The sequence below is a fragment of the Psychromonas sp. MME2 genome (genome assembly GCF_040566515.1).
Lineage (GTDB): Bacteria > Pseudomonadota > Gammaproteobacteria > Enterobacterales > Psychromonadaceae > Psychromonas.
Genome location: NZ_JBEWXI010000011.1, coordinates 17,990 through 39,329, shown reverse-complemented (window position 1 = coordinate 39,329; position 21,340 = coordinate 17,990). Strand labels below are relative to the sequence as shown.

The 21,340-nt window shown below is 38.8% G+C and carries 16 protein-coding genes, 1 other RNA gene and 3 pseudogenes; 17 read left to right on the top strand and 3 right to left on the bottom strand.

What is annotated here, in order from left to right; translation table 11 throughout:
• Positions 1–2 precede the first annotated feature (2 nt).
• The 4 genes from AB1A03_RS09680 (at position 3) to ffs (ending at position 3,672) form a co-directional block, all read left to right on the top strand.
• Positions 3–1,193, top strand: coding sequence for an amino acid aminotransferase (locus AB1A03_RS09680; RefSeq protein ID WP_354624463.1), 1,191 nt, complete (start codon positions 3–5; stop codon positions 1,191–1,193).
• 115 nt (positions 1,194–1,308) lie between these two features.
• The gene (gene pssA / locus AB1A03_RS09675) at positions 1,309–2,661 is read left to right on the top strand and encodes a CDP-diacylglycerol--serine O-phosphatidyltransferase (protein WP_354624462.1); all 1,353 of its coding nucleotides are present in this window, start codon (positions 1,309–1,311) and stop codon (positions 2,659–2,661) included.
• Positions 2,661–3,443 (top strand): sulfite exporter TauE/SafE family protein, encoded by a 783-nt coding sequence (locus AB1A03_RS09670; protein ID WP_354624461.1) that lies wholly within the window; start codon positions 2,661–2,663, stop codon positions 3,441–3,443. The genes pssA and AB1A03_RS09670 overlap by 1 nt, the downstream gene beginning before the upstream one ends.
• A gap of 131 nt (positions 3,444–3,574) precedes the next feature.
• Positions 3,575–3,672, top strand: an RNA gene (gene ffs / locus AB1A03_RS09665) — signal recognition particle sRNA small type.
• Between the two features lie 199 nt (positions 3,673–3,871).
• On the opposite strand, the gene AB1A03_RS09660 is transcribed toward ffs, so the two are convergent.
• Positions 3,872–4,609 (bottom strand): YciK family oxidoreductase, encoded by a 738-nt coding sequence (locus tag AB1A03_RS09660; protein ID WP_354624460.1) that lies wholly within the window; start codon positions 4,607–4,609, stop codon positions 3,872–3,874.
• Between the two features lie 127 nt (positions 4,610–4,736).
• Here AB1A03_RS09660 and sohB point away from each other — a divergent pair, with 127 nt between their 5' ends.
• The 12 genes and pseudogenes from sohB to AB1A03_RS09600 all read left to right on the top strand — a co-directional run.
• Positions 4,737–5,783 carry a protease SohB gene (gene sohB, locus AB1A03_RS09655; protein WP_354624459.1) on the top strand — a complete coding sequence of 349 codons (1,047 nt, stop codon included), beginning with the start codon at positions 4,737–4,739 and terminating at the stop codon, positions 5,781–5,783.
• Between the two features lie 197 nt (positions 5,784–5,980).
• Positions 5,981–8,635 (top strand): annotated as a pseudogene (gene topA / locus AB1A03_RS09650) (type I DNA topoisomerase).
• Between the two features lie 205 nt (positions 8,636–8,840).
• Complete coding sequence (locus AB1A03_RS09645; protein WP_354624458.1) at positions 8,841–9,335, top strand: hypothetical protein; 495 nt, start codon at positions 8,841–8,843, stop codon at positions 9,333–9,335.
• A gap of 111 nt (positions 9,336–9,446) precedes the next feature.
• Positions 9,447–10,232 carry a tRNA pseudouridine(38-40) synthase TruA gene (gene truA / locus AB1A03_RS09640; protein WP_354624457.1) on the top strand — a complete coding sequence of 262 codons (786 nt, stop codon included), beginning with the start codon at positions 9,447–9,449 and terminating at the stop codon, positions 10,230–10,232.
• 8 nt (positions 10,233–10,240) lie between these two features.
• Complete coding sequence (folC, locus tag AB1A03_RS09635) at positions 10,241–11,518, top strand: bifunctional tetrahydrofolate synthase/dihydrofolate synthase (RefSeq protein WP_354624456.1); 1,278 nt, start codon at positions 10,241–10,243, stop codon at positions 11,516–11,518.
• Positions 11,519–11,521: 3 nt separating this feature from the next.
• Positions 11,522–12,145 carry an SPOR domain-containing protein gene (locus tag AB1A03_RS09630; RefSeq protein ID WP_354624455.1) on the top strand — a complete coding sequence of 208 codons (624 nt, stop codon included), beginning with the start codon at positions 11,522–11,524 and terminating at the stop codon, positions 12,143–12,145.
• 78 nt (positions 12,146–12,223) lie between these two features.
• Positions 12,224–12,718, top strand: a complete 495-nt coding sequence (locus AB1A03_RS09625) for a CvpA family protein (RefSeq protein WP_354624454.1) — start codon at positions 12,224–12,226, stop codon at positions 12,716–12,718.
• Positions 12,719–12,906: 188 nt separating this feature from the next.
• Positions 12,907–14,421 carry an amidophosphoribosyltransferase gene (purF, locus tag AB1A03_RS09620; protein WP_354624453.1) on the top strand — a complete coding sequence of 505 codons (1,515 nt, stop codon included), beginning with the start codon at positions 12,907–12,909 and terminating at the stop codon, positions 14,419–14,421.
• 245 nt (positions 14,422–14,666) lie between these two features.
• Positions 14,667–14,915, top strand: coding sequence for a hypothetical protein (locus AB1A03_RS09615; protein ID WP_354624452.1), 249 nt, complete (start codon positions 14,667–14,669; stop codon positions 14,913–14,915).
• Between the two features lie 58 nt (positions 14,916–14,973).
• On the top strand, positions 14,974–15,492 hold the full coding sequence (locus tag AB1A03_RS09610) for an ABC transporter substrate-binding protein (RefSeq protein WP_354624451.1): 519 nt from the start codon (positions 14,974–14,976) through the stop codon (positions 15,490–15,492).
• Positions 15,450–17,189, top strand: a complete 1,740-nt coding sequence (locus tag AB1A03_RS09605; RefSeq protein WP_354624450.1) for a transporter substrate-binding domain-containing protein — start codon at positions 15,450–15,452, stop codon at positions 17,187–17,189. Before AB1A03_RS09610 ends, AB1A03_RS09605 begins: the two co-directional genes overlap by 43 nt.
• Positions 17,190–17,204: 15 nt before the next feature.
• Positions 17,205–17,615: pseudogene (locus tag AB1A03_RS09600) on the top strand (GGDEF domain-containing protein); the annotation flags it as partial.
• A 248-nt stretch (positions 17,616–17,863) separates the two neighbouring features.
• On the opposite strand, the gene asnS reads toward AB1A03_RS09600, so the two are convergent.
• Positions 17,864–19,264: an asparagine--tRNA ligase gene (gene asnS, locus AB1A03_RS09595; RefSeq protein ID WP_354624449.1), complete on the bottom strand. Its 1,401-nt coding sequence runs from the start codon at positions 19,262–19,264 to the stop codon at positions 17,864–17,866.
• A 132-nt stretch (positions 19,265–19,396) separates the two neighbouring features.
• Between asnS and AB1A03_RS09590 the strand changes: the two genes are divergently transcribed.
• On the top strand, positions 19,397–19,816 hold the full coding sequence (locus tag AB1A03_RS09590) for a hypothetical protein (protein ID WP_354624448.1): 420 nt from the start codon (positions 19,397–19,399) through the stop codon (positions 19,814–19,816).
• A 152-nt stretch (positions 19,817–19,968) separates the two neighbouring features.
• Here the strand turns inward: AB1A03_RS09590 and bioA are convergent.
• Positions 19,969–21,233, bottom strand: a pseudogene (gene bioA / locus AB1A03_RS09585) (adenosylmethionine--8-amino-7-oxononanoate transaminase).
• Positions 21,234–21,340 lie beyond the last annotated feature (107 nt).

The following is a 21,340-nucleotide window of genomic DNA, read 5'->3' as shown; positions in this document are numbered from 1 at the left end:
ACATGTTTGAACAAGTGAGTATGGCACCTGCTGATCCTATTTTAGGTTTAACAGATGCGTTTAAAAAGGATCCGCGTGTTGATAAAATCAATCTTGGTGTTGGTATTTATAAAGATGAGAGCGGTTTAACCCCAATTTTAGCAACCGTTAAAGAAGCGGAGAAGCGCCTACTTAATAGTGAAACCACTAAAAGCTACTTAAGTATCGAGGGCCTTGCTGAATATGATCAAGCTGTTCAAAGACTGTTATTTGGTAAAGATTCCGAGATAATTACAGCCAATCGAGCATGCACTGCGCAAGTGCCTGGCGGTACGGGTGCATTACGTACTGGCGCTGATTTTGCGGTAAAAAAATTAGGTATCAAAAAAATATGGGTAAGTAACCCTACTTGGGCTAATCATGCTAACGTATTTAATACAGCAGGGCTGGAAGTTGCTAATTATGCCTATTATGATGCAGCGAGCAAAGACCTCGATTTTGATGCGATGATTGCATCATTACAGCAGGTTGAAGCTGGCGACCTTATCTTGTTTCATGGTTGTTGCCATAACCCAACGGGTATTGACCCAACAACCGAACAGTGGGAAATACTTGCGAAGTTGGTTGCTGAATTAGGCGCAATTCCATTCTTCGATTTTGCCTACCAAGGTTTCGCCAAAGGGGTTGAAGAAGATGCCCAAGGATTACGTATATTTGCTCAGTATAATAAAGAGTTATTAATTGCTAATTCATTCTCTAAAAACTTTGGTTTATATAATGAACGCGTCGGTGGTATCACGCTAGTGGCTGAAAATAGTGAAATAGCAGAGTCAGCATTTAGTCAAATTAAGGCGGGAATTCGTTCAAATTATTCAAATCCTCCTGCGCATGGTGCTGCTGTTGTTGCGACTATCTTAAATGATGAAAAACTATACAGTGAGTGGGTTCTGGAAGTGGCTGCCATGCGTGAACGTATTCAAGAGATGCGCGAGCTATTCGTTGAAACCTTGAAAGAGAAGGGCGTTGCTGGTGATTTTAGCTTCATTAATCGTCAAAACGGCATGTTCTCATTCTCTGGATTATCTGTTGAACAAGTTAATCGACTAAAAGCAGAGTTTGCTGTATATATTGTTGGTTCAGGTCGTATTTCTGTTGCTGGAATGACAAAAAATAATATGCAACCTCTTTGTGATGCATTAGCAGAGGTTTTTTAATCGTTAATTGACCGATAATTGAACAAGGTTGTCTAGGCAACCTTGTTTTGTTTTTGTCGTTATAGGTAGCAATTCATTTGTACCTATAACACATTCAATTCCATGAAAGAGTTCTATGAGTATTCGAATCAAACGAAGTTTATCATATCTAGACAATCTTAAGAAAATACCACTTTCGACTAACGCTGTGGATTGCCTATTTTCTTCGGCATCATTTAAAGCTGAGTTATTAAAACAAATTGCGGCTGCAAAAAAACGTATCTATTTAGCTGCATTATATTTGGAAGCTGACGATGCAGGTAAAGAGGTTTTGCAGGCACTTTATGCCGCTAAAAAAAACATTCCCAGTTTAGATATTGTTGTATGTATTGATTTTCATCGCGCTCAAAGAGGTTTAATTGGGAATAAAAAATCAAAGGATACTAATGCTACTTGGTATCAAGAAATGCAACAAACCTATGGCACGGGGATTCAAATTGTGGGTATCCCGGTTAAGCGTAAAGAGCTATTTGGTGTTCAACATCTAAAAGGTTTTATTTTTGATGATCAAATTCTCTATAGCGGTGCAAGTTTTAACGATATTTATCTACATAATAATGGACGTTATCGCTTTGATAGATATTGGTTAATTAATAACAAAGAACTTGCTGATTCAATGGTTGAATACTTGAAAAATGATATTTTAAGTAGTGATGCAGTGGTTGCATTGAACGTAGCAACCATTCCTAAAATTACAGAACTTAAAATAGTACAGAAGAAATTAAGTAAACATTTAAAGAAAGCGACCTATAAATTCGAAGGTCAACGCACGACCAACAACTTGTCTATCTTTCCTATAGCCGGGCTTGGCTCTAAAAAAAACAAGCTTAATGACTGTATCCGCAATGTCATTCACGCTACACAAAAAGAGCTCGTGATATTTACCCCATACTTTAATTTACCCGCCGTATTAGACCGCGATATTGATGCATTATTAAAACGTAACGTTTCTTTAACTATCGTCGTCGGAGATAAAACGGCCAATGATTTTTATATTCCAGAGGATAAACCATTTAGAACAATCGGTGGTTTACCCTATCTATATGAAAGTAATTTGAAAAAGTTTGTGCAAAAACATATTCCATCCCTTGCAAGTGGTCAGTTGAAATTGCATCTTTGGAAGCATGGTGATAATAGTTTTCACCTTAAAGGCATGTATGCGGATAACCGATTTGTTATGTTGACTGGACATAATTTGAACCCGCGTGCGTGGCGTCTGGACCTTGAAAATGGTCTGCTGATTGATGATCCCAATCAAGTGTTGCAGGAGTTACTTGATAAAGAGTTAAATACTATTTTGCAAAATACCACACAAATAACTTCCCCTGCGCAAATAGATGATGTTGAAGCTTATCCTGCTCATGTCAAAAAATTATTACTGCGTATGCGTCGAACTAAGGTCGATAAACTGGTAAAAGGAATAATATAGTGCTTATTTTGGGCTACATATTGTTAGGTGCGGTTGCGGGGTTTACTGCAGGCGTATTTGGTATAGGGGGCGGTATTATTATTGTTCCCACGCTCATTTTTGCATTCACATATTTACACTTTTCACCTGAAGTCATAGCACATTTGGCTGTTGGCACGTCACTCTCTACCATTTTATTTACTTCACTGAGTGCGATTTATGTGCACTATAAAAAATTTAATATTGATTGGTCATTATCAATAAAACTTAGTATTGGCATGTTATTTGGTGGATTTATTGGTGCTTATGTTGCGGAATATTTATCAAGTGCCATGTTGCAGCGGGTATTTGCAATCTATGCTATCTTAGTCGCGCTACAGATGTGGTTTAGTTGGTTACCAAAGGCTTCATTAGTGTTACCTAAAAAACTTGGCTGTAGTCTGTTAGGTGGTGCGATAGGTATTGTTTCGGGGGTGTTTGGTATTGCTGGTGGTACCTTAGTCGTTCCTATATTAACATTGTATCGTGTAAAAATGACGCAAGCGATAGCCACCTCTTCTGTAACAGGTGTGGCTATCTCTTTATCAGGTAGCATAGGATACATCTGGATGGGATGGCATAACCAAGCGCTTCCTGCTGAAAGCTTTGGTTATGTGTATTGGCCTGCCATGCTAGGTATAATATTAAGCAGTACCATTTTTGCAAAATTAGGGGCTAAGCTTGCCTACAATTTACCGGCTAACATCTTAAAAAAATTATTTTCTATGTTACTGCTTATTATTGCAGCTAAGCTGTTTCTTTGATGGCCGTTTGTTTGTTAATTAGGCACTTAGACGATATATAGCAAGTTGTCATTGAATTTATTAATTTCATACGTATAATCCTCGACATCAAAGCAGTTAGTCATGTTTTGATAACAGTGACAATGGTAGGCTTCTTGGTTCCTCGCATTGATAACTTATTAACCTGGTCAGGGCCGGAAGGCAGCAGCCATAGTAGGTGATTCAAGTGCCGAGGGTTTGCTGGGGAGTCTGCCACCCACAATTTCCTCGAATACCTTTCCTTTATCTGTTCTGTTTCTTCTCTATAGAGTGCTTCATTTAATAAACACAATGCTTTTTGGGTAAGACCTACTCCTCTAATTATATGATCTACTTAGGTGCAATTTACGTCAAGTAAGTGCCCCGTAGGGCAAGAAAATAACAGGACTCATCTATCTGTTACGATGATATTATTGAGCGTTTAAAACTTGCCCTGTGACATTGATGCTATCATTACTAAGAAGATACAAATAGCTTTGCATAATATCTTCGGGTAATTTCAATGTGGAATTATCTTCCGCTGGGAATGCTTTTGCGCGCATCGCTGTACGGGTAGCACCGGGATTAATCGCATTAAAGCGTAAGTTGCTGTTTTCATACTCATCTGCAAGTACTTGCATCATACCTTCTGTTGCAAACTTTGATACGCTGTAAACACCCCAATAGGCTCGGCCTTTAGTGCCAACTGAAGAGGTTGTGAAAATGGTCGAGGCATTTTCAGAGAGTGTTAAAACGGGTAAAAATGATTTTGTTAACAGGTATGCTGACGTCACATTGATTTTCATCACATCATTCCATGTATCTTGTTCAATATGGGCGAAGGGCCCTAATACACCAAGCTCGCTGGCATTGTGCACTAAACCATCTAGCTTGCCATAGTCATTTTGTATTGTATTTGCTAAGTCAATATAGTGCTGCTCTGTGGCTCCCTGTAAATCCAGAGGGACTATTGCCGCTTGCTTTTTACCTAGTTGCTCAATTTGATCATAAACAGCTTCCAGTTTTTTTACGGTTCGTCCGAGCAAAATAACCGTAGCACCAAATGCAGCGCATTGCAGCGCTAATGTTTTACCTATTCCATCACCAGCACCCGTGATTAAAATTGTTTTTTCTGCCAAACAGTCTGGCTGTGGTTGAAATTCGATCATAACGCTTCTCTTGGTTAACAATATCTAGGAATATTAACTTTTTTTACATAAAATACTCAAACTCTTTTGTACAGAGACGCGCTTTTTGTCATGATATGGCAATATATTTTTTAAAAGGAATACAACATTGGAATTTTTATCTGATTATGGTCTGTTTTTAGCAAAATCAGTCACTTTTGTATTAACGGTAATAATAACTTTGCTTGCCGTTATTGCTCTAACAGCTAAACAAAAAAGTAAGAAAGGTGAGTTAGAATTAATTGATTTATCTGAACAGTTAGAAGAAACAAAAAATACAATCGAAGAGCAATTATTAACAGCGCAGCAATTAAAGTTACGCCATAAAGAAGCTAAAAAAGCACAAAAAGAAAAAGACAAATTAGCCAAGCAAGCTCTCAAAGATGGCAAGCAGAGTGATGGTTTGCCGCAATTATATGTTGTCGATTTTAAAGGGAGTATAGATGCGAAAGAAGTTGCCTCTTTGCGAGAAGAGATCACTGCCATTTTAAGTGTTGCTAGTGAAAAAGATGAAGTCTTTGTCCGTTTAGAGAGTGGCGGAGGAATGGTACATGGCTATGGTTTAGCTGCATCTCAATTACAACGCATTAAGGATCGTAATATCCCACTTACCATTGCTGTTGATAAAGTTGCCGCAAGTGGTGGTTATATGATGGCTTGTATAGCCGATAAAATTATTGCCGCTCCCTTTGCTATTTTAGGGTCGATTGGTGTAATTGCCCAAATCCCCAATTTTAATCGTTTATTAAAAAAACATGATATTGAATTTGAACAATTGACAGCGGGTGAATATAAACGAACTTTAACCATGTTCGGTGAAAATGATCAGCAAGGTCGTGATAAATTTAAGCAAGAATTACAGGAAACGCATGAACTGTTTAAACAATTTGTAAGTGAACATCGCAGCCAAGTTGAAATAGATAAAGTCGCCACGGGAGAGCATTGGTATGGATTACAGGCTATCGAACGTCAATTAGTGGATCAAATTTCTACCAGTGATGACTATCTAGTAGCACAATTACCAGAACGCCATATCGTACAGATAAAATATACAAAACGTAAAAAAATAACGGATAAATTTGCGCAAGCTGCATCTGTTGCCCTGGAAAAAAGTGTTTTCAAGTTATTACAACTTAATAGTCACCGTTTATTCTGATTTTCGTTTAATTTTCAGCCAATGTACAAAGCCAACATGTTATTGTTGGCTTTTTTACCCCTATTTATCAACTTAATTGCAAAAATAGGTTGCTATTCTTTGCAACTTTGGATTATATAAAAAAAGAGCGTTCATTGGATGAACATAATATTAGGTTTCCCTACCTCGATTAATACTACATTAGGTAAAGATGAATTATGAGTAAATCACTTGTTATTGTGGAATCTCCTGCAAAAGCAAAAACCATCAATAAATATCTAGGAAACGATTTTATTGTTAAATCAAGTGTCGGTCATATTAGAGATCTTCCGACTAGTGGCAGTGCAAAGCAAACAATCGAAGCTAAGAAACAAAAATCTTTGACTGGAATGACGCCTGGCACAAAAAGAGAAAGAGAAAGCTAAACGGGCACAGGAAGCATTAGTTGCTCGCATGGGCGTCGATCCTAATAATCACTGGCAAGCTCGTTATGAAATATTGCCCGGTAAAGAAAAAGTGGTCAGTGAGCTACAAAAATTGGCCAAAGATGCCCCGACTATCTATCTCGCAACCGATTTGGATAGAGAAGGGGAAGCGATAGCTTGGCATTTGCGTGAAACACTCGGTGGTGACCACGATAAATATCAACGAGTGGTGTTTAACGAAATAACAGAAAGTGCAATCCAAGAAGCATTTCAGCATCCAACTCATTTAAATATTGATGGCGTTAATGCTCAACAAACGCGTCGATTTTTAGATCGTGTTGTTGGTTTCATGGTCTCCCCATTATTATGGAAAAAGGTTGCACGAGGACTCTCTGCTGGACGTGTACAATCCGTGGCCGTACGTTTGATTGTTGAACGTGAGCGTTTAATCAAAGCATTTAATCCCGATGAATTTTGGGATCTGCATGCCAACGTACAGACCAATAAAAAAATCGACTTACGTTTAGAAGTTTTTAAAGTAAATGGACAAGCTTTTAAACCGACTAATAAAGCGCAGGCGATGCATGCCGTTGATTTATTAAAACCTGAACAGTATAAATTACTTTCTCGGGAAGACAAACCGACAACGAGTAAGCCAAGTGCGCCATTTATCACCTCAACACTACAACAGGCTGCCAGTACAAGATTAGGGTTTGGTGTGAAAAAAACCATGATGCTGGCACAACGTCTGTATGAAGCTGGTTACATCACTTATATGCGAACAGATTCGACTAATTTAAGTAAGGACGCCGTTGCTTCTGCTCGTGATTATATTAACGAAGAGTTTGGATCTAATTATCTACCCAAAGAAGCGATTGCTTATAGCAGTAAATCTGGCGCTCAAGAAGCGCATGAAGCGATACGTCCTTCTGACGTGAAACAGCTTGCTTCTTTTTTAAACGGAGTAGACCGTGATGCGCAACGTCTTTATGAGCTGATTTGGCGTCAGTTTTTAGCATGTCAAATGTTACCCGCGCTTTATGATGCAAGTACGTTAATTGTTGAAGCTGGTAATTATCAATTACGTGCGAAGGGGCGCACGATGCGTTTTGCAGGTTGGACCAAAGCGCAACCCGTTGCAAAAAATAAAGTAGATGATGTGCAGTTGCCAGATTTAGCGGTTGGTGAATCACTGAACTTAATTGAACTTGATCCTCAACAACATTTCACCAAGCCGCCTGCCGTTTTACTGAAGCTGCCTTGGTAAAAGAGCTTGAAAAGCAGGGAATAGGCCGTCCTTCGACCTATGCAAGTATCATTTCAACAATTCAAGATCGCGGCTATGTAAAAGTAGATAAACGTCGTTTCTATGCCGTTAAAATGGGCGAAATAGTTACCGACCGATTAAGCGAAAACTTTGTTGAGTTGATGAGTTACGATTTTACTGCACAAATGGAGGCTAATCTTGATGCTATTGCAGAAGGAAAAGCAAGTTGGACTGCAGAGTTAGATCGCTTTTATAATGATTTAACATCGCTATTGGAAAAAGCAGAGCTTCCCGTTGAAGAGGGCGGCATGCGTCTCAATGAACCAGTCATTATTGATGATGTTCGTTGCCCAAGTTGTGAGCGAGCAATGGGTATCCGAACGGCTTCAACAGGTGTCTTTTTAGGATGTTCGGGCTATGCGCTTCCCCCTAAAGAGCGTTGTAAAACCACGATCAATCTAGTTGATGGGGAAGAGGTGATTGATCTTTTAACGACTGAAGACGCCGAAACTGCAGCCTTAATGGCTAAAAAACGTTGCCCTAAATGTGATATGGCAATGGATAGTTACCTGATCGATGAAAAACGTAAATTGCATGTCTGCGGCAATAATCCGCTGTGTGATGGGCATATTGTTGAGATGGGCGAGTTTAAAATTAAAGGATACGATGGCCCGATTGTAGAGTGCGATAAATGTGGTCATGATATGCAGTTAAAAGATGGTCGTTTCGGTAAGTATATGGGATGTACTAACGAAGAGTGTAAGAATACGCGTAAAATATTACGTAATGGTGAAGTCGCACCGCCAAAAGAAGATCCCGTTGACCTACCTGAATTAGAATGCGAACAGAGTGACGCGCATTTTATTCTAAGGGATGGTGCTTCAGGGCTATTTTTAGCGGCAAGTACGTTCCCTCGCTCGCGTGAAACGAGAGCACCTAAGGTCGCTGAGTTAGCGCGTTTTAGGGAACGTATTTCGCCTAAATTTTACTATTTAGCCGATGCGCCGCAACAGGATCCTGAAGGCAATCTCGCTATTGTTCGTTATAGTCGTAAAAATAAAGAGCAGTATGTGATGACTGAGGTAGATAAGAAAGCGACGGGCTGGACTGCTAAATTTATTAATGATAAATGGGTAGAAGAGCAAACGAAGAAACGCGCAGTGTCTAAAAAGAAAGAATAGATAAATCAGGTTATCAGGAAGAATACAATATAGGCCGTGAAAATGGCCTATATTCCCCGAATCGGTTGTGATACAAATCAACTAAAACTGATCTCTTTACCTTTTTATATGACCCCCCTCAAATTTAATCACTTTCACTTACTCTAGTTTCTCTAATCTCAACTAATTTTACCTTATATGAGTATGAGGTAACGTTGAGATTGAGATGCTGCTATTTCCACTACTATCAGATTTAGATTGTAAGGTAATTTTATTTACCTATGAAAAAAGGTTTATTAATAAAAAAAGCTTATCGCTGGATTTGCTAGATGATGACTTTCGCTCTTTTATTATCACTGAAGGGGATTATATTCTTTGGGAATTAGAAAAACGTAAATTGACGGAAACGGAGGTGGTTGCTCATTCTTGGTTAGTAACCTCACAAAAGAATCAGTCCATCTTGTTGAAGTTTGAAGAAAATAATTGTCTTTATATTACCAGTGTTTTTGATAAGGAGGATTATCACGGTCATTGGAAATTAGAGCATGGTATATTAAAAGTTTATTTTAATTATCATGAACATAAGTACGATATAAATATTATTGCGAATAATAATAGTGCCATTCATTCCGCGCTACAAATTGTTGATGAAGCTAATGTTGATGTTTTAAAAGTAGCCCCCCTCAGCCAAGCGCGCTATGGCAAAGCGTTACTTGAATAAAACGTCCTCGTCTATTTATTTCTATACATTTTATATATAACCCCCAGCTATAATTGCAAGCAGCGCTTTTAAAATTTATACTGCACCTTTTAAATTTAGGGTGAACTATCAATGCGTATCGCACTGGGTATTGAATATGATGGAAGCGCATATTATGGATGGCAACGCCAAAAAGAAGTGATATCGGTTCAAGAAGAGTTAGAAAAAGCATTATCAATTGTTGCCAACCATCCAGTAACGGTAAGTTGTGCTGGACGGACCGATACGGGAGTTCATGGTACAGGGCAGGTGATTCATTTTGACACCACTGCGGCACGTAAAGATGTCGCTTGGACATTGGGTGTGAATGCAAATTTACCCGATGATATTGCTGTACGTTGGATGACCCAGGTTGACGACTCTTTTCATGCCCGTTTTAGTGCAACAGCCCGCCGCTACCGTTATATTATTTATAATGGTCAATTTCGTCCGGGGATCCTACGTACGGGGTTAAGTCATTATCATGTACCTCTTGATGCCGAGTTAATGCATCAGGCAGGTCAATATCTCCTCGGTGAGCAAGATTTCACCTCCTTTCGTGCATTGCATTGTCAAGCTAGCAGCCCGGTTTGCACCATTGAGTATCTTAATATTGTCCGTCGCAAGGATTTTATTATCATAGATATTAAAGCCAATGCTTTTTTGCACCACATGGTACGCAATATAGCCGGCAGTTTAATTGAAATTGGACGTGGTAATCAGCCCATTGACTGGTTACAAACTTTACTTGCATATAAAGACCGTTCCTTGGCGGCTGCAACTGCAAAACCAGGGGGGTTGTATCTGGTTGAGGTTGACTATCCTACTGAATTTGCCTTACCTAAGGTAAATTGTGGCCCGTTGTTTTTAGATATATAGTGGAAAATATGGAAAACGAGATAATGTTGCACAACAGCTTAGAAGCGTGGTTAAGCTATATTGAAAAGCTTCACCCTAGTGAGATAGAGCTTGGATTAACGCGTATATCTAAAGTCGGCAAAGCGCTCGATTTAATTCATTTTGATGCAATGGTGATCACCGTCGGTGGCACTAATGGTAAAGGCACTACCTGTGCTTTTTTAGAAGAAATTTTGATGCAGGCTGGTTATAAAGTCGGTGTTTATAGTTCCCCTCATATTTTGCGTTATAGCGAACGTTTACGCATTAATAAACAGGAGTTAAGTGCTGAAGATCATTGCCAAGCATTCGAACTCATTGAGAAAACAAGAAAAGAAATCTCGTTAAGTTATTTTGAGTTTGTTACTTTGGGTTGTCTAGCGCTACTTAAAAAAGAGAACTGTGATTTTATTCTCTTAGAGGTTGGTCTGGGTGGTCGTCTGGATGCCACTAATATGGTGGAGTCTGATATTAGCGTTATAACGACCATTGCCATTGACCATGTAGATTGGTTAGGTGATAACCGTGAAAAAATTGGTTATGAGAAGGCGGGGATATTTCGCCGAAATAAGCCGGTTATTTGTGGCGAATATGAGCCACCACAATCCCTAGTTAATCATGCCAAAGATATTGGTGCTGATATTTACTATGCCAATAAAGATTTTCACTTTACTGATAAAGTATCCAGTTGGGATTGGTGCGGAAAAAGCACCATTAAAGATATCCCGCAGACGTTAATGCCGAGGCAAAATGCGTCAACGGCACTGGCAGTTATCGAAGCATTAGCGCTTGATATCGATAAAAGCGTGTTGTGTCGTGCAATACAACAGGCGAAGTTGGCGGGGCGGTTGCAAAAATGTGTAACTGGCGCTGTTTGTGATCTCTATATTGATGTCGCTCATAACCCACAATCCGCCCAATATCTCGCTTCACAAATAGAACAGTTACGTCAAGCAAAAGATAACTGCCGCGTTTTTGCTATTATTGGTATGCTGCGAGATAAAGATGTTATCGGCACTTTTGATGTGATTAATGGCCAAATTGATGATTGCAATTTAATCTCTTTAGCCTGTGCTAGAGGGGCTAGCTGTCAATCTTTGCTGAGTAGTTACCAGCAAAGTAAGGATAGTCACCAACAGGTAACTTGTTTTGAAAATATAGAGTTAGCTTATAAATCCGTCGCCAATCGGGTGACTTCATCTGATATTATTGTTATTTTTGGATCCTTCTTTACGGTTTCGGATTTTTTAACTTTTTCGCAAGGATAAAACGTGGCTTCTCAGTTCAAAAATAGATTAGTTGGTGTAACGATTGTGGTTGCTTCGGTGGTTATTTTTTTACCTTCTATCATTGATGGTAAAAAAGCGACCTATCAAGATGAATTTGTGGCCACGCCAATTAAACCGCTTATTAAAGAACATACGCAAGTTGCCGTTGCTGATAGTTCGCCAGATAGTGATCATGACCTTATTGATTCCGTAGAGCATAAAAAGAATGAACCAATTGATGTGATCGATAATACTGATTGGGAAATTCAGGAAGTAGCGCCCACCGTCACCATTAAAAATGATGAGACAGGTGAAGAAGCTAACAAATCAGAGTTAAATGCTATTGAAACAGCAAAATCGATAAAAAAAACGCTCCCTGACAAAGCCTGGACGATACAGTTGGGCGCTTTTCAAAATGCCGAAAATATTAATCAGTTGTTAAAAAAACTGCATAAGGCCGGCTTTCAGGCACATACCGTTCCTTCTGAAGTCGTTGATGGTCAATTAACGCGTGTTTTTGTGGGGCCCGATGTCTCTAAAGAAAAACTTGAAAAACAGTTGCCTCAGTTAAAACGTTTAACAAATTTGAAAGGTCAATTAATCCCCTTTAATGCGGTAAACCCATAGATAATTTACAGCATTTCATTTTTACTTCTGCTAGAATGCGGTCGTTTATAACTGGTTAAAAGATTATTAGGGATAACAATGAATTGGTTTGATTTCACGATTCTCGGTATTATTATATTTTCAGCGTTTATTAGTCTACTCCGCGGCTTTACAAAAGAAGCTATTTCACTCGTCACTTGGTTTTGTGCATTTTTTATAGCCAGTAATTTCTACCCAGAACTGTCGCAATATTTAACTCAAATAGCCGATAAACTAGTACGAGATTCGGTTTCCATCGCCATTCTATTCATTTCAGTTTTACTACTCGGCGCGCTGGTCAATTATATAGTGAACAGACTGGTAACGGTTACTGGATTATCTGGTACTGACCGTGTTGTCGGTCTCGTTTTTGGTGCTATTCGAGGTGTATTAATTGTTAGCGCTATATTATTTTTCATCGACTCATTTACTGCGTTAAATCAAGCAGAATGGTGGACAAATTCTACTTTAATACCCCAATTTGGTATTATCATTGAATGGTTTTTTGAACATATTGAAAACTCATCCAGTTTTTTAAATAAGCTGACCGCATAATGGGTATGCGCTTTTAGCTAGGAAATAAATTCACCAATATAATAATTAGTGGAAATTATGGGATTTAAGTAGATTGCTAAAAACCCTAATATATAAGTAATATCAACCAATTCAATAGGGAAATGTTGGATTGAAACATATATTTAAAATTAATCTTAAACTATCTATAAAAACAAAGGCGTGAATTTATGTGTGGAATTGTTGGCATCGTTGGCTCAACACCGGTTAATCAAAGTATTTATGATGCATTGACCGTTTTGCAGCATCGAGGACAGGATGCGGCAGGTATTATAACTATCGCAGATGATAACTTTAAACAGCGTAAAGCGAATGGATTAGTCAAGGATGTGTTTGAATCTAAACACATGCAACGTCTAAAAGGAACGATTGGTATTGGCCATGTTCGTTACCCAACGGCTGGTAGTTCAAGTGCCGCTGAGGCGCAACCATTTTATGTTAATTCACCTTGGGGGCTTGCGCTAGCACATAACGGTAATTTGACTAATGCACCGTGGTTACGTGAATCTTTAATTAAATCTCGCCGTCATATTAATACCACTTCAGATTCAGAAGTATTACTTAATATTTTTGCTGCAGAATTAGATAAAGCTGAATCAGACAAGTTATCAGCCGATGATATTTTTAATGCTGTTAGTGCTGTCCATAAGCAAATTAAAGGTGCCTATGGTGTTGTTTCATTAGTCATTGGCCATGGCTTAGTGGCATTTCGAGACCCTAACGGAATCCGTCCTTTAGTACTTGGTTCTCGGAAAACCGATGAAGGGGACTTAGAGTATATCGTTGCTTCTGAGAGTGTCGGACTCGATACCATTGGTTTTAAAGTAATACGTGATGTTGAGCCCGGAGAAGCGATTTATATTACCGAAGACCGTCAATTATTCACCAAACAGTGTGCGCAACAAACTAGCCTTAACCCATGTATCTTTGAATATGTATATTTAGCTAGACCCGATTCTACGTTAAGCGGTATCTCAGTTTACGAAGCGCGTTTGGAGATGGGGCGTAAATTAGGTGCTAAGATCAAACGTGAATGGGCTGATATTGATATTGATGCAATTATCCCTATTCCAGAAACGTCTAATGATATTGCATTACAAATGTCATTAGAGTTGGGGCTGCCTTATCGCCAGGGATTTGTAAAAAATCGCTATATCGGTCGTACTTTTATTATGCCAGGGCAAACTCAGCGTCGTAATTCAGTGCGTCGTAAACTTAATCCTATTACTACGGAATTCAAGGGTAAATCAGTTTTACTCGTCGATGACTCCATTGTACGTGGTACTACGTCAGAGCAGATTGTTGAGATGGTCAGGGATGCTGGTGCAACAAAAGTTTACCTAGCCTCAGCCGCACCACAGGTATGTCATCCTAATGTTTATGGTATTGATATGCCAACGGCATCGGAGTTAATTGCCTACAATCGCAGTGTCGAACAAATAAATGCTTGCATTGGAACGGATGGCTTGATTTTCCAGGATTTACAGGATCTCAAAGATGCTGTTGGTAAACAAAATCCAGATATTAAGGAATTTGAATGTTCCGTATTCGATGGCATTTACGTGACTGGCGATATTGATCAAAACTATTTTGATTATTTAGCAAGCCTTAGAAGTGAGGATGCAAAAAAAATCCAAGAACAAAAAGAAGAAATTGCTAGTTTGGAATTACATAACGAAGCCTAACTTTTCTATCTGCTTTTCTTACCTTATACAAAGCCAACATTTATGTTGGCTTTTTATTAAGACCATTAATCTGCCTTGAAAAATAACCGATTTACTGTGTTAGTACGCATTATTTTAACAATTGAATTACAATTCAAGATTTATGGCTTAAAATTGCCCTATAATTAATAGGTTAATACCAGCTGACTAAAAATATTTGGATTATGGAACTGAAAAAATATAGATGATGGAACGAGAGCTGCTTTATGCCCAAAAAACGACGTTGCAAATTAAACTTTAATAGAAAATGGAGCACGACCATCGCTTCATTGCTCGTTACGCTATGTTTATTAATTGTTAGCAATGTAAATGCTGCCCATGTGACTCTTACCGAGAGCGAAAAAGCGTGGATAAAAGCACATCCCACCATAACACTTGGCTCAGACTCCAGTTGGAACCGTACATTATCAAACAGGCCGATGGCACGATTATCGGTCTCGATAATGATATTTTAAATCTGATAAATAAGAATACCGGCGCAAATTTTCAATTAACCTCTGGCACTTGGGGGAAATGGTAGCAAAACTAAAAGCGGGTGATATTGATGGTGTCAGTACATCTTCAAGGCATTTTGCTGATGCGCATGATTATCTATATAGTAAACCCTATTTTACAGTGCAAAAAGCGTTGATTGTCGCAGATACAAATCCTAAAAATATACAATCAGTGCAAGATTTAGCTGGAAAACGGGTTGGCTACCAAGCTGATAATCAGTTTAATAAATCATTATTAGATAGATACGAAGGCGTTATTGCTGTGCCGATGAACTCGCTTTCAGAGGTCGTTGATGCGCTTATCGTTGGCGATATTGACGCGACAATTGAAGCCAATATTATTTATCATGTGGATAAAGCCAAATCCCCTTTTATGAAAACAGTGGCTTTGATTCCTGATAGCACTTTAGATCTTCTTTTTCTTTTAGGGCTGATTATCCCGAAGCGATTTCAATTATCAATAAAGGGCTCGCTGCGATTTCTCGTACTTCTAAAATGGAAATTGAAAATAGATGGTTTTTTATTAAAACGGAGATAAGTAACGAGAGCGAATATAAATCGATAGTATTCACGGAAGCAGAAAAAAAATATCTTGATACAAAAGCTTATATTACCGTAGGGAGTATGAATGATTTTGCTCCCTTTGACTTTATTAAAGATGGTAAGCCATCTGGCTACACTGTTGAATTTATGCGATTAATTGCACAGCAGTTAGGTAAAGAAGTACGTTTTGCCACCAAACCGTGGAATGAGCAAATGCACTTACTTAGCACGGGGAGTATTGATGTTATTCCACATATTGCGGTGACACCGGAGCGCAGAGAGCGAGTTGAATATACAAATTTTAATCATTTGATTTATAGCACTGGGTTTGCAGTTCGCAAGGGAGAAACCATTCGTTCTATGTTGGACCTAAATGGTAAAATAGTAGCAGTACTTGAAAAATCATTTTTACATAGTTACCTAGCAAAACACTTTCCGGATATTAATTTACTCTTAGTTGATAGAGATACCAAAGGCATTGCCGCTGTTTCTAATGATGAAGCTTATGCGGTTATAGGTAGTCTCCCGGGATTAACCTATTACATACAACTAGATTGGCGTAGTAATCTTAAGATTATAAACGTTAAAGATGCGGGCGTTACAACTAAAACTGAGTTACCGATGGGGGTTGTAAAGGGAAATGTTATTCTTAAATCGCTGCTTGAAAAGGCAAATAGCGCTATTCCGGAAGAGAAAATTCAAAAACTTAAACAAAAATGGATATTTGCTTCATCTGATTTTTCTCTCAATAGGGCAGAGCAAAATTTTATAGCGGAACACCCAATAATACGCTTTGGAATAAGATCGGACCGACCTCCATTTGAGCTACTGCGTGATGGTAAACCAGCAGGAATAGCAGTCGATTATCTTTCTGCCATCGCGAGTCATGCTGGTTTTAAAGCTGAATTTGTTGTTAATAATTTGTCACTTGCTGGTGCTATGGATATGGTCGAAGGGACACGGCATGATTTTGATACACTTGCTTTTTCAGTAAAAAACAGAGAGCGTGCTTTAAGATTCGCTTTCGGTGAAAGTTACCTTTCCTACCCGATGATGATTATCACCCATAAAAATTCACCATTCATCGGTAAAATGAGCGATCTTAATGGAAAATTGGTTGCGATTGAAAAAGGCTATTTAACGAATAAGTGGTTAGCTAACGACTATCCCGAAATACAAATAATTAATGTTCCTTCTAGTATCAAAGCATTAGAAATGGTCAATAATGAAAAAGCGGATGCTTATATTGGTAATGTTGCCGTGGCCAATTACATGGCCGTTCATGGGCAACTTAATAATCTTAAGATTAGTGCACCATCGGGATACGGCAGTATTGACTATAGCTTTATAGCGCCTAAAGAATGGCCAGAGCTTGCTTCTATTTTAAGCAAAGCTTATTTAGCATTGCCTGCTAATTTTCACACGGATACACAACAGAAATGGTTTTCCTTTCAAATGGTTGAAACCACAAATTACACACTTTTATGGCTTGTTTTGTCGATTACCTTAGTGATTATTTTGGTCGTACTTTGGTGGAATAGAACGCTCAGGAGGGAAAAAAAGAAAACTGAAATTGCCCTCACTAGGTTGAGACGTACACAAAATTTACTTAAGAAAAATAATGAGACACTTAAAAAATTATCTATTACCGATAAGCTCACTGGGCTTTATAATAGAGCAAAACTTAATTGAGTATTACAACAAGAGCAGGAACGCTCTCTACGTTATGGCAATATTTTCGCAGTGATTTTAATCGATATAGATTATTTTAAAGGTGTTAACGATCGCTATGGCCATCAAGCAGGAGATAGTGTGTTGGTCGAATTTGCTAATATATTAACAACTAATATTAGACATGTTGATACTGTCGGTCGTTGGGGAGGGGAGGAATTCTTAGTGATTTGTCCGGAAACATCTAAAGAAGGTGTTTATAACCTAGCTGAAAATTTAAGAAAAAACATAAGTGTATATAATTTTTCCGATGTTGGATGTTTAACTGCAAGCTTTGGCGTATCCCTATATCAAGAAGGAGACTCTGCACATTCAATCATCGCTAAAGCAGATGTGGCGCTGTATAACTCGAAAGAATCTGGGCGAAATAGAGTGACTATCAATTAATACCAATTCCGATAAATAGCTGATCTATTTTACTGGTTAAAACAACTTACTGCTGCGTTGTAATTTTTGCAAAGGGAATAACCATTTACGTCAAATTACGCCTTGAATTAAGCTGTTTTTCCTACGCAAAATTTAGATCACATACTTACCGGAGTTGGTATAAGAAAAAATAGCGATTTTCCTTTCAGGTATAAAAAATCCGATGTGTAGTACATCGGATTTATATCGAGTGTAATTATCTAATTTTTTTAAAAGTCTGCTGAACCTGGTGCACGTGGGAAGGCAATAACATCACGGATATTTTGTACACCAGTAACGTAAGAAACCAAACGCTCAAATCCAAGCCCAAAGCCTGCATGTGGTACGGTGCCATATTTACGCAAATCACGATACCAGCTGTAGTCCTCTTGATTTAACCCCATCTCTTCGAGACGTTTATCAAGTGCCTGTAAGTTTTCTTCACGTTGGCTGCCGCCGATAATCTCACCAATACCCGGTGCTAATACATCCATTGCGGCAACGGTTTTACCATCAGCATTGAGTTTCATATAAAACGCTTTAATATCTTTAGGATAGTTTTGCAGAATAATTGGCGCACCAATATGTTCTTCCGCTAAATAGCGTTCATGTTCAGATTGCAGATCAACGCCCCATGCAACGGGGTATTGGAATTCTTTGCCACAGTTTTGTAAAATTTCAATCGCATCGGTGTAGTCCATGCGCACGAATGGCGAGCTGATCATTTTTTCTAAGCGAGTAATTGCTTCTTTATCAACACGATCTGCAAAAAATGCCATATCATCGGCACGTTCAGTTAACACCGCTTTGAAGACATATTTAAGCATGTCTTCAGCAAGTTGAGCTGCATCAGCGAGGTCAGCAAAGGCGATTTCAGGTTCAACCATCCAAAATTCTGCAAGGTGACGGGTTGTATTTGAATTCTCTGCACGGAATGTAGGACCGAATGTATAAACATTACTTAATGCACAGGCGTAAGTTTCAGCATTTAATTGTCCAGAAACCGTTAAAAAGGTCTCTTTAGCAAAAAAGTCTTTTTTATAATCAATCGCGCCTTGCTCTGTGCGTGGAAGATTTTCTAAATCAAGAGTACTGACTCTAAACATTTCACCCGCGCCTTCACAGTCACTGCCCGTGATAATTGGGGTGCTGATCCAGTTGAACCCTTTTTCATAAAAAAAGTTATGAATAGCATGAGAAAGACAGTTACGAACACGTGTTACTGCACCGATGATGTTTGTGCGTGGACGCAAATGAGCATGCTCACGTAAATATTCAATACTATGGCGCTTCGCGGACATTGGATAAGTTTCAGGATCTTCCACAAAACCAAGTACATTGACTTGAGTCGCTTGGATCTCGAAATTTTGTCCTTTTCCAGGACTTTCAACTAATTCACCCGTTACTTGAACTGAGCAACCTGCAGTTAAATTGAGGATTTCAGAGCTGTAATTTTCTAATTCAGCAGGAACCACTGCTTGAATTGGATCAAAGCAAGAACCATCGTAAACCGTTAAAAAAGAAATACCTGCTTTTGAATCTCGACGTGTACGGATCCATCCTTGAACTGTCACCGTAGTTCCGATTGGGAATTTGCTGTTGAAAATTTCAACAATCGCTGTTTTTGACATCTGAATTATTGCTCCATAATCACAGTTTTCACTGTTACTTAGTAAAAAAAATTAATTGCTGCATATCTTACCTTGGCTAGTGCCAGATACAAGTCTATGATTGATAATCATCGATTTTTATTAGGATTTATAATGGAACAGAGGTATATAAGAGAACGTCTGCATAATGCACATGAGTGGCGACGTTTATTGATGCTTTGGCTTACTGTTTTTTTATGGGCTGCATTTTTAGGTTATATGCTACTTTTTCACTATGCGCGAGAATTTTTTGAGCCCTTGATTATGAACCATGTTGGTGTTGAATCGGAGCAATATTATCAATTTGTGGAAATCAAAATATTTATGTATTTACTTTGGTCGTGCTGCATTGTTTCTGTTCTTGCCATTATTAATACATGGAATAAAAAGCGGCGTGAAGGGGATAATACGCCAGACAAATTCTTAATTGTGATCATGTCGGCAACGGTCGTCTTTGCCTTTTATTATGCCAAAACGGATTTAAATTATTTAAATGGGCAGTTATCTCTATTGGCTCGTCTGTTTGGTGGTTAAGTGGGTCTTGATTGTACTCCCACCGCAATTATTAATGCGGTGGGGTGAACTTATACGCATGACACTTCAAGATGCAAAGTCAGCAAGGAATATAGTGCCGAGATGCGAGGCAAAAAATTGAAGTATAGATATTCTACATCGTGATTTTTATACTATTTTGCTACCGTATATATAGCAGAACAGAGTGTTTTAAGTTGCTGTTCAGAAATTACATAGGGTGGCATGATATAAATCAATTTACCAAGGGACGGATCAAACCCCTAACTCGACAAATTGCTTTTGTATTTCTGCGATATTGACATTTTCTTGCATTTCCACCACACCAATTGCCCCTAATACGCGTACCGCTTTGACTTTGGCTAGCGTTTGACAAGGTGCTAAATTCTCTTGCAAAAATTTTTCAATGGTGGAAACTTTTTCTGACCAATTGCAGGCAATCAGTTTATCAATCGCAGCACAGGCAACGGCACAGGCAAGCGGATTACCCATAAAGGTTGGCCCGTGCATAAAGACTCCCGCTTTCCCTTGACTAATAGTGGTTGCCACTTTGTCACTGGTTAAGGTTGCCGCTAGACTCATATAACCGCCAGTAATCGCCTTGCCAATACATAAAATATCCGGGCTAATGGCAGCGTGTTCACAGGCAAACATTTTTCCTGTACGGCCAAACCCTGTTGCTATCTCATCGGTAATGAGCAGTAAATCATGTTGGTCACATAATTTGCGTAGACCTTTTAAATATTCAGGGTGATAAAAGTACATTCCCCCAGCGCCTTGCACGATCGGCTCGACAATAATCGCAGCTATGTTATCTTTATGTTGTAAAACCAGTTCAGTGATAGCATTGAGATCCTCCGCTTGCCACGATTCATTAAAGGCAATAGCAGGTTGAGGAGCAAATAAATGAGTAGGTAAAAAATTATGATATAACTCATGCATTGATCCTATTGGGTCAGTCACTGACATCGCCCCAAAGGTATCACCGTGATAACCATTACGTATCGTTAAAAATTGACTTCTAGGTGTGCCTCGTGAGTGCCAATATTGCAGTGCCATTTTAAGCGCAACTTCAACGCTAACACTACCTGAGTCGGCTAAGAAAACTTTATCAAGCCCATCAGGTGTTATTTCGACTAATTTTTTTGCTAATTCAATGGCTGGTTGATGAGTTAACCCTCCAAACATGATATGTGACATTTTATCGAGTTGATTCTTAGCCCGCTTCGTTTAGCTCCGCTACATTATAGCCAAATAAACATGCCCACCAAGATGACATTCCATCGATTAGCAGCTCCCCCGTATCGAGTTTAATTAGGCATTTGTCTGCGGAAACTACGCCATAGCAGGGAAGCGGGTCAACCATTGAAGTGTAGGGATGCCAGATATGTTTACTATCAAATTGTAGGTCAATGGTCATAATTGCTCGCTTTTTAATCGGATGTAAAGTGTTTTGCGCTAAAAAGTTGACAGTGTAGCCTGCAAGATTAAACTAGCCAAACTATTTTAAGCGAAGTGAGATCGATT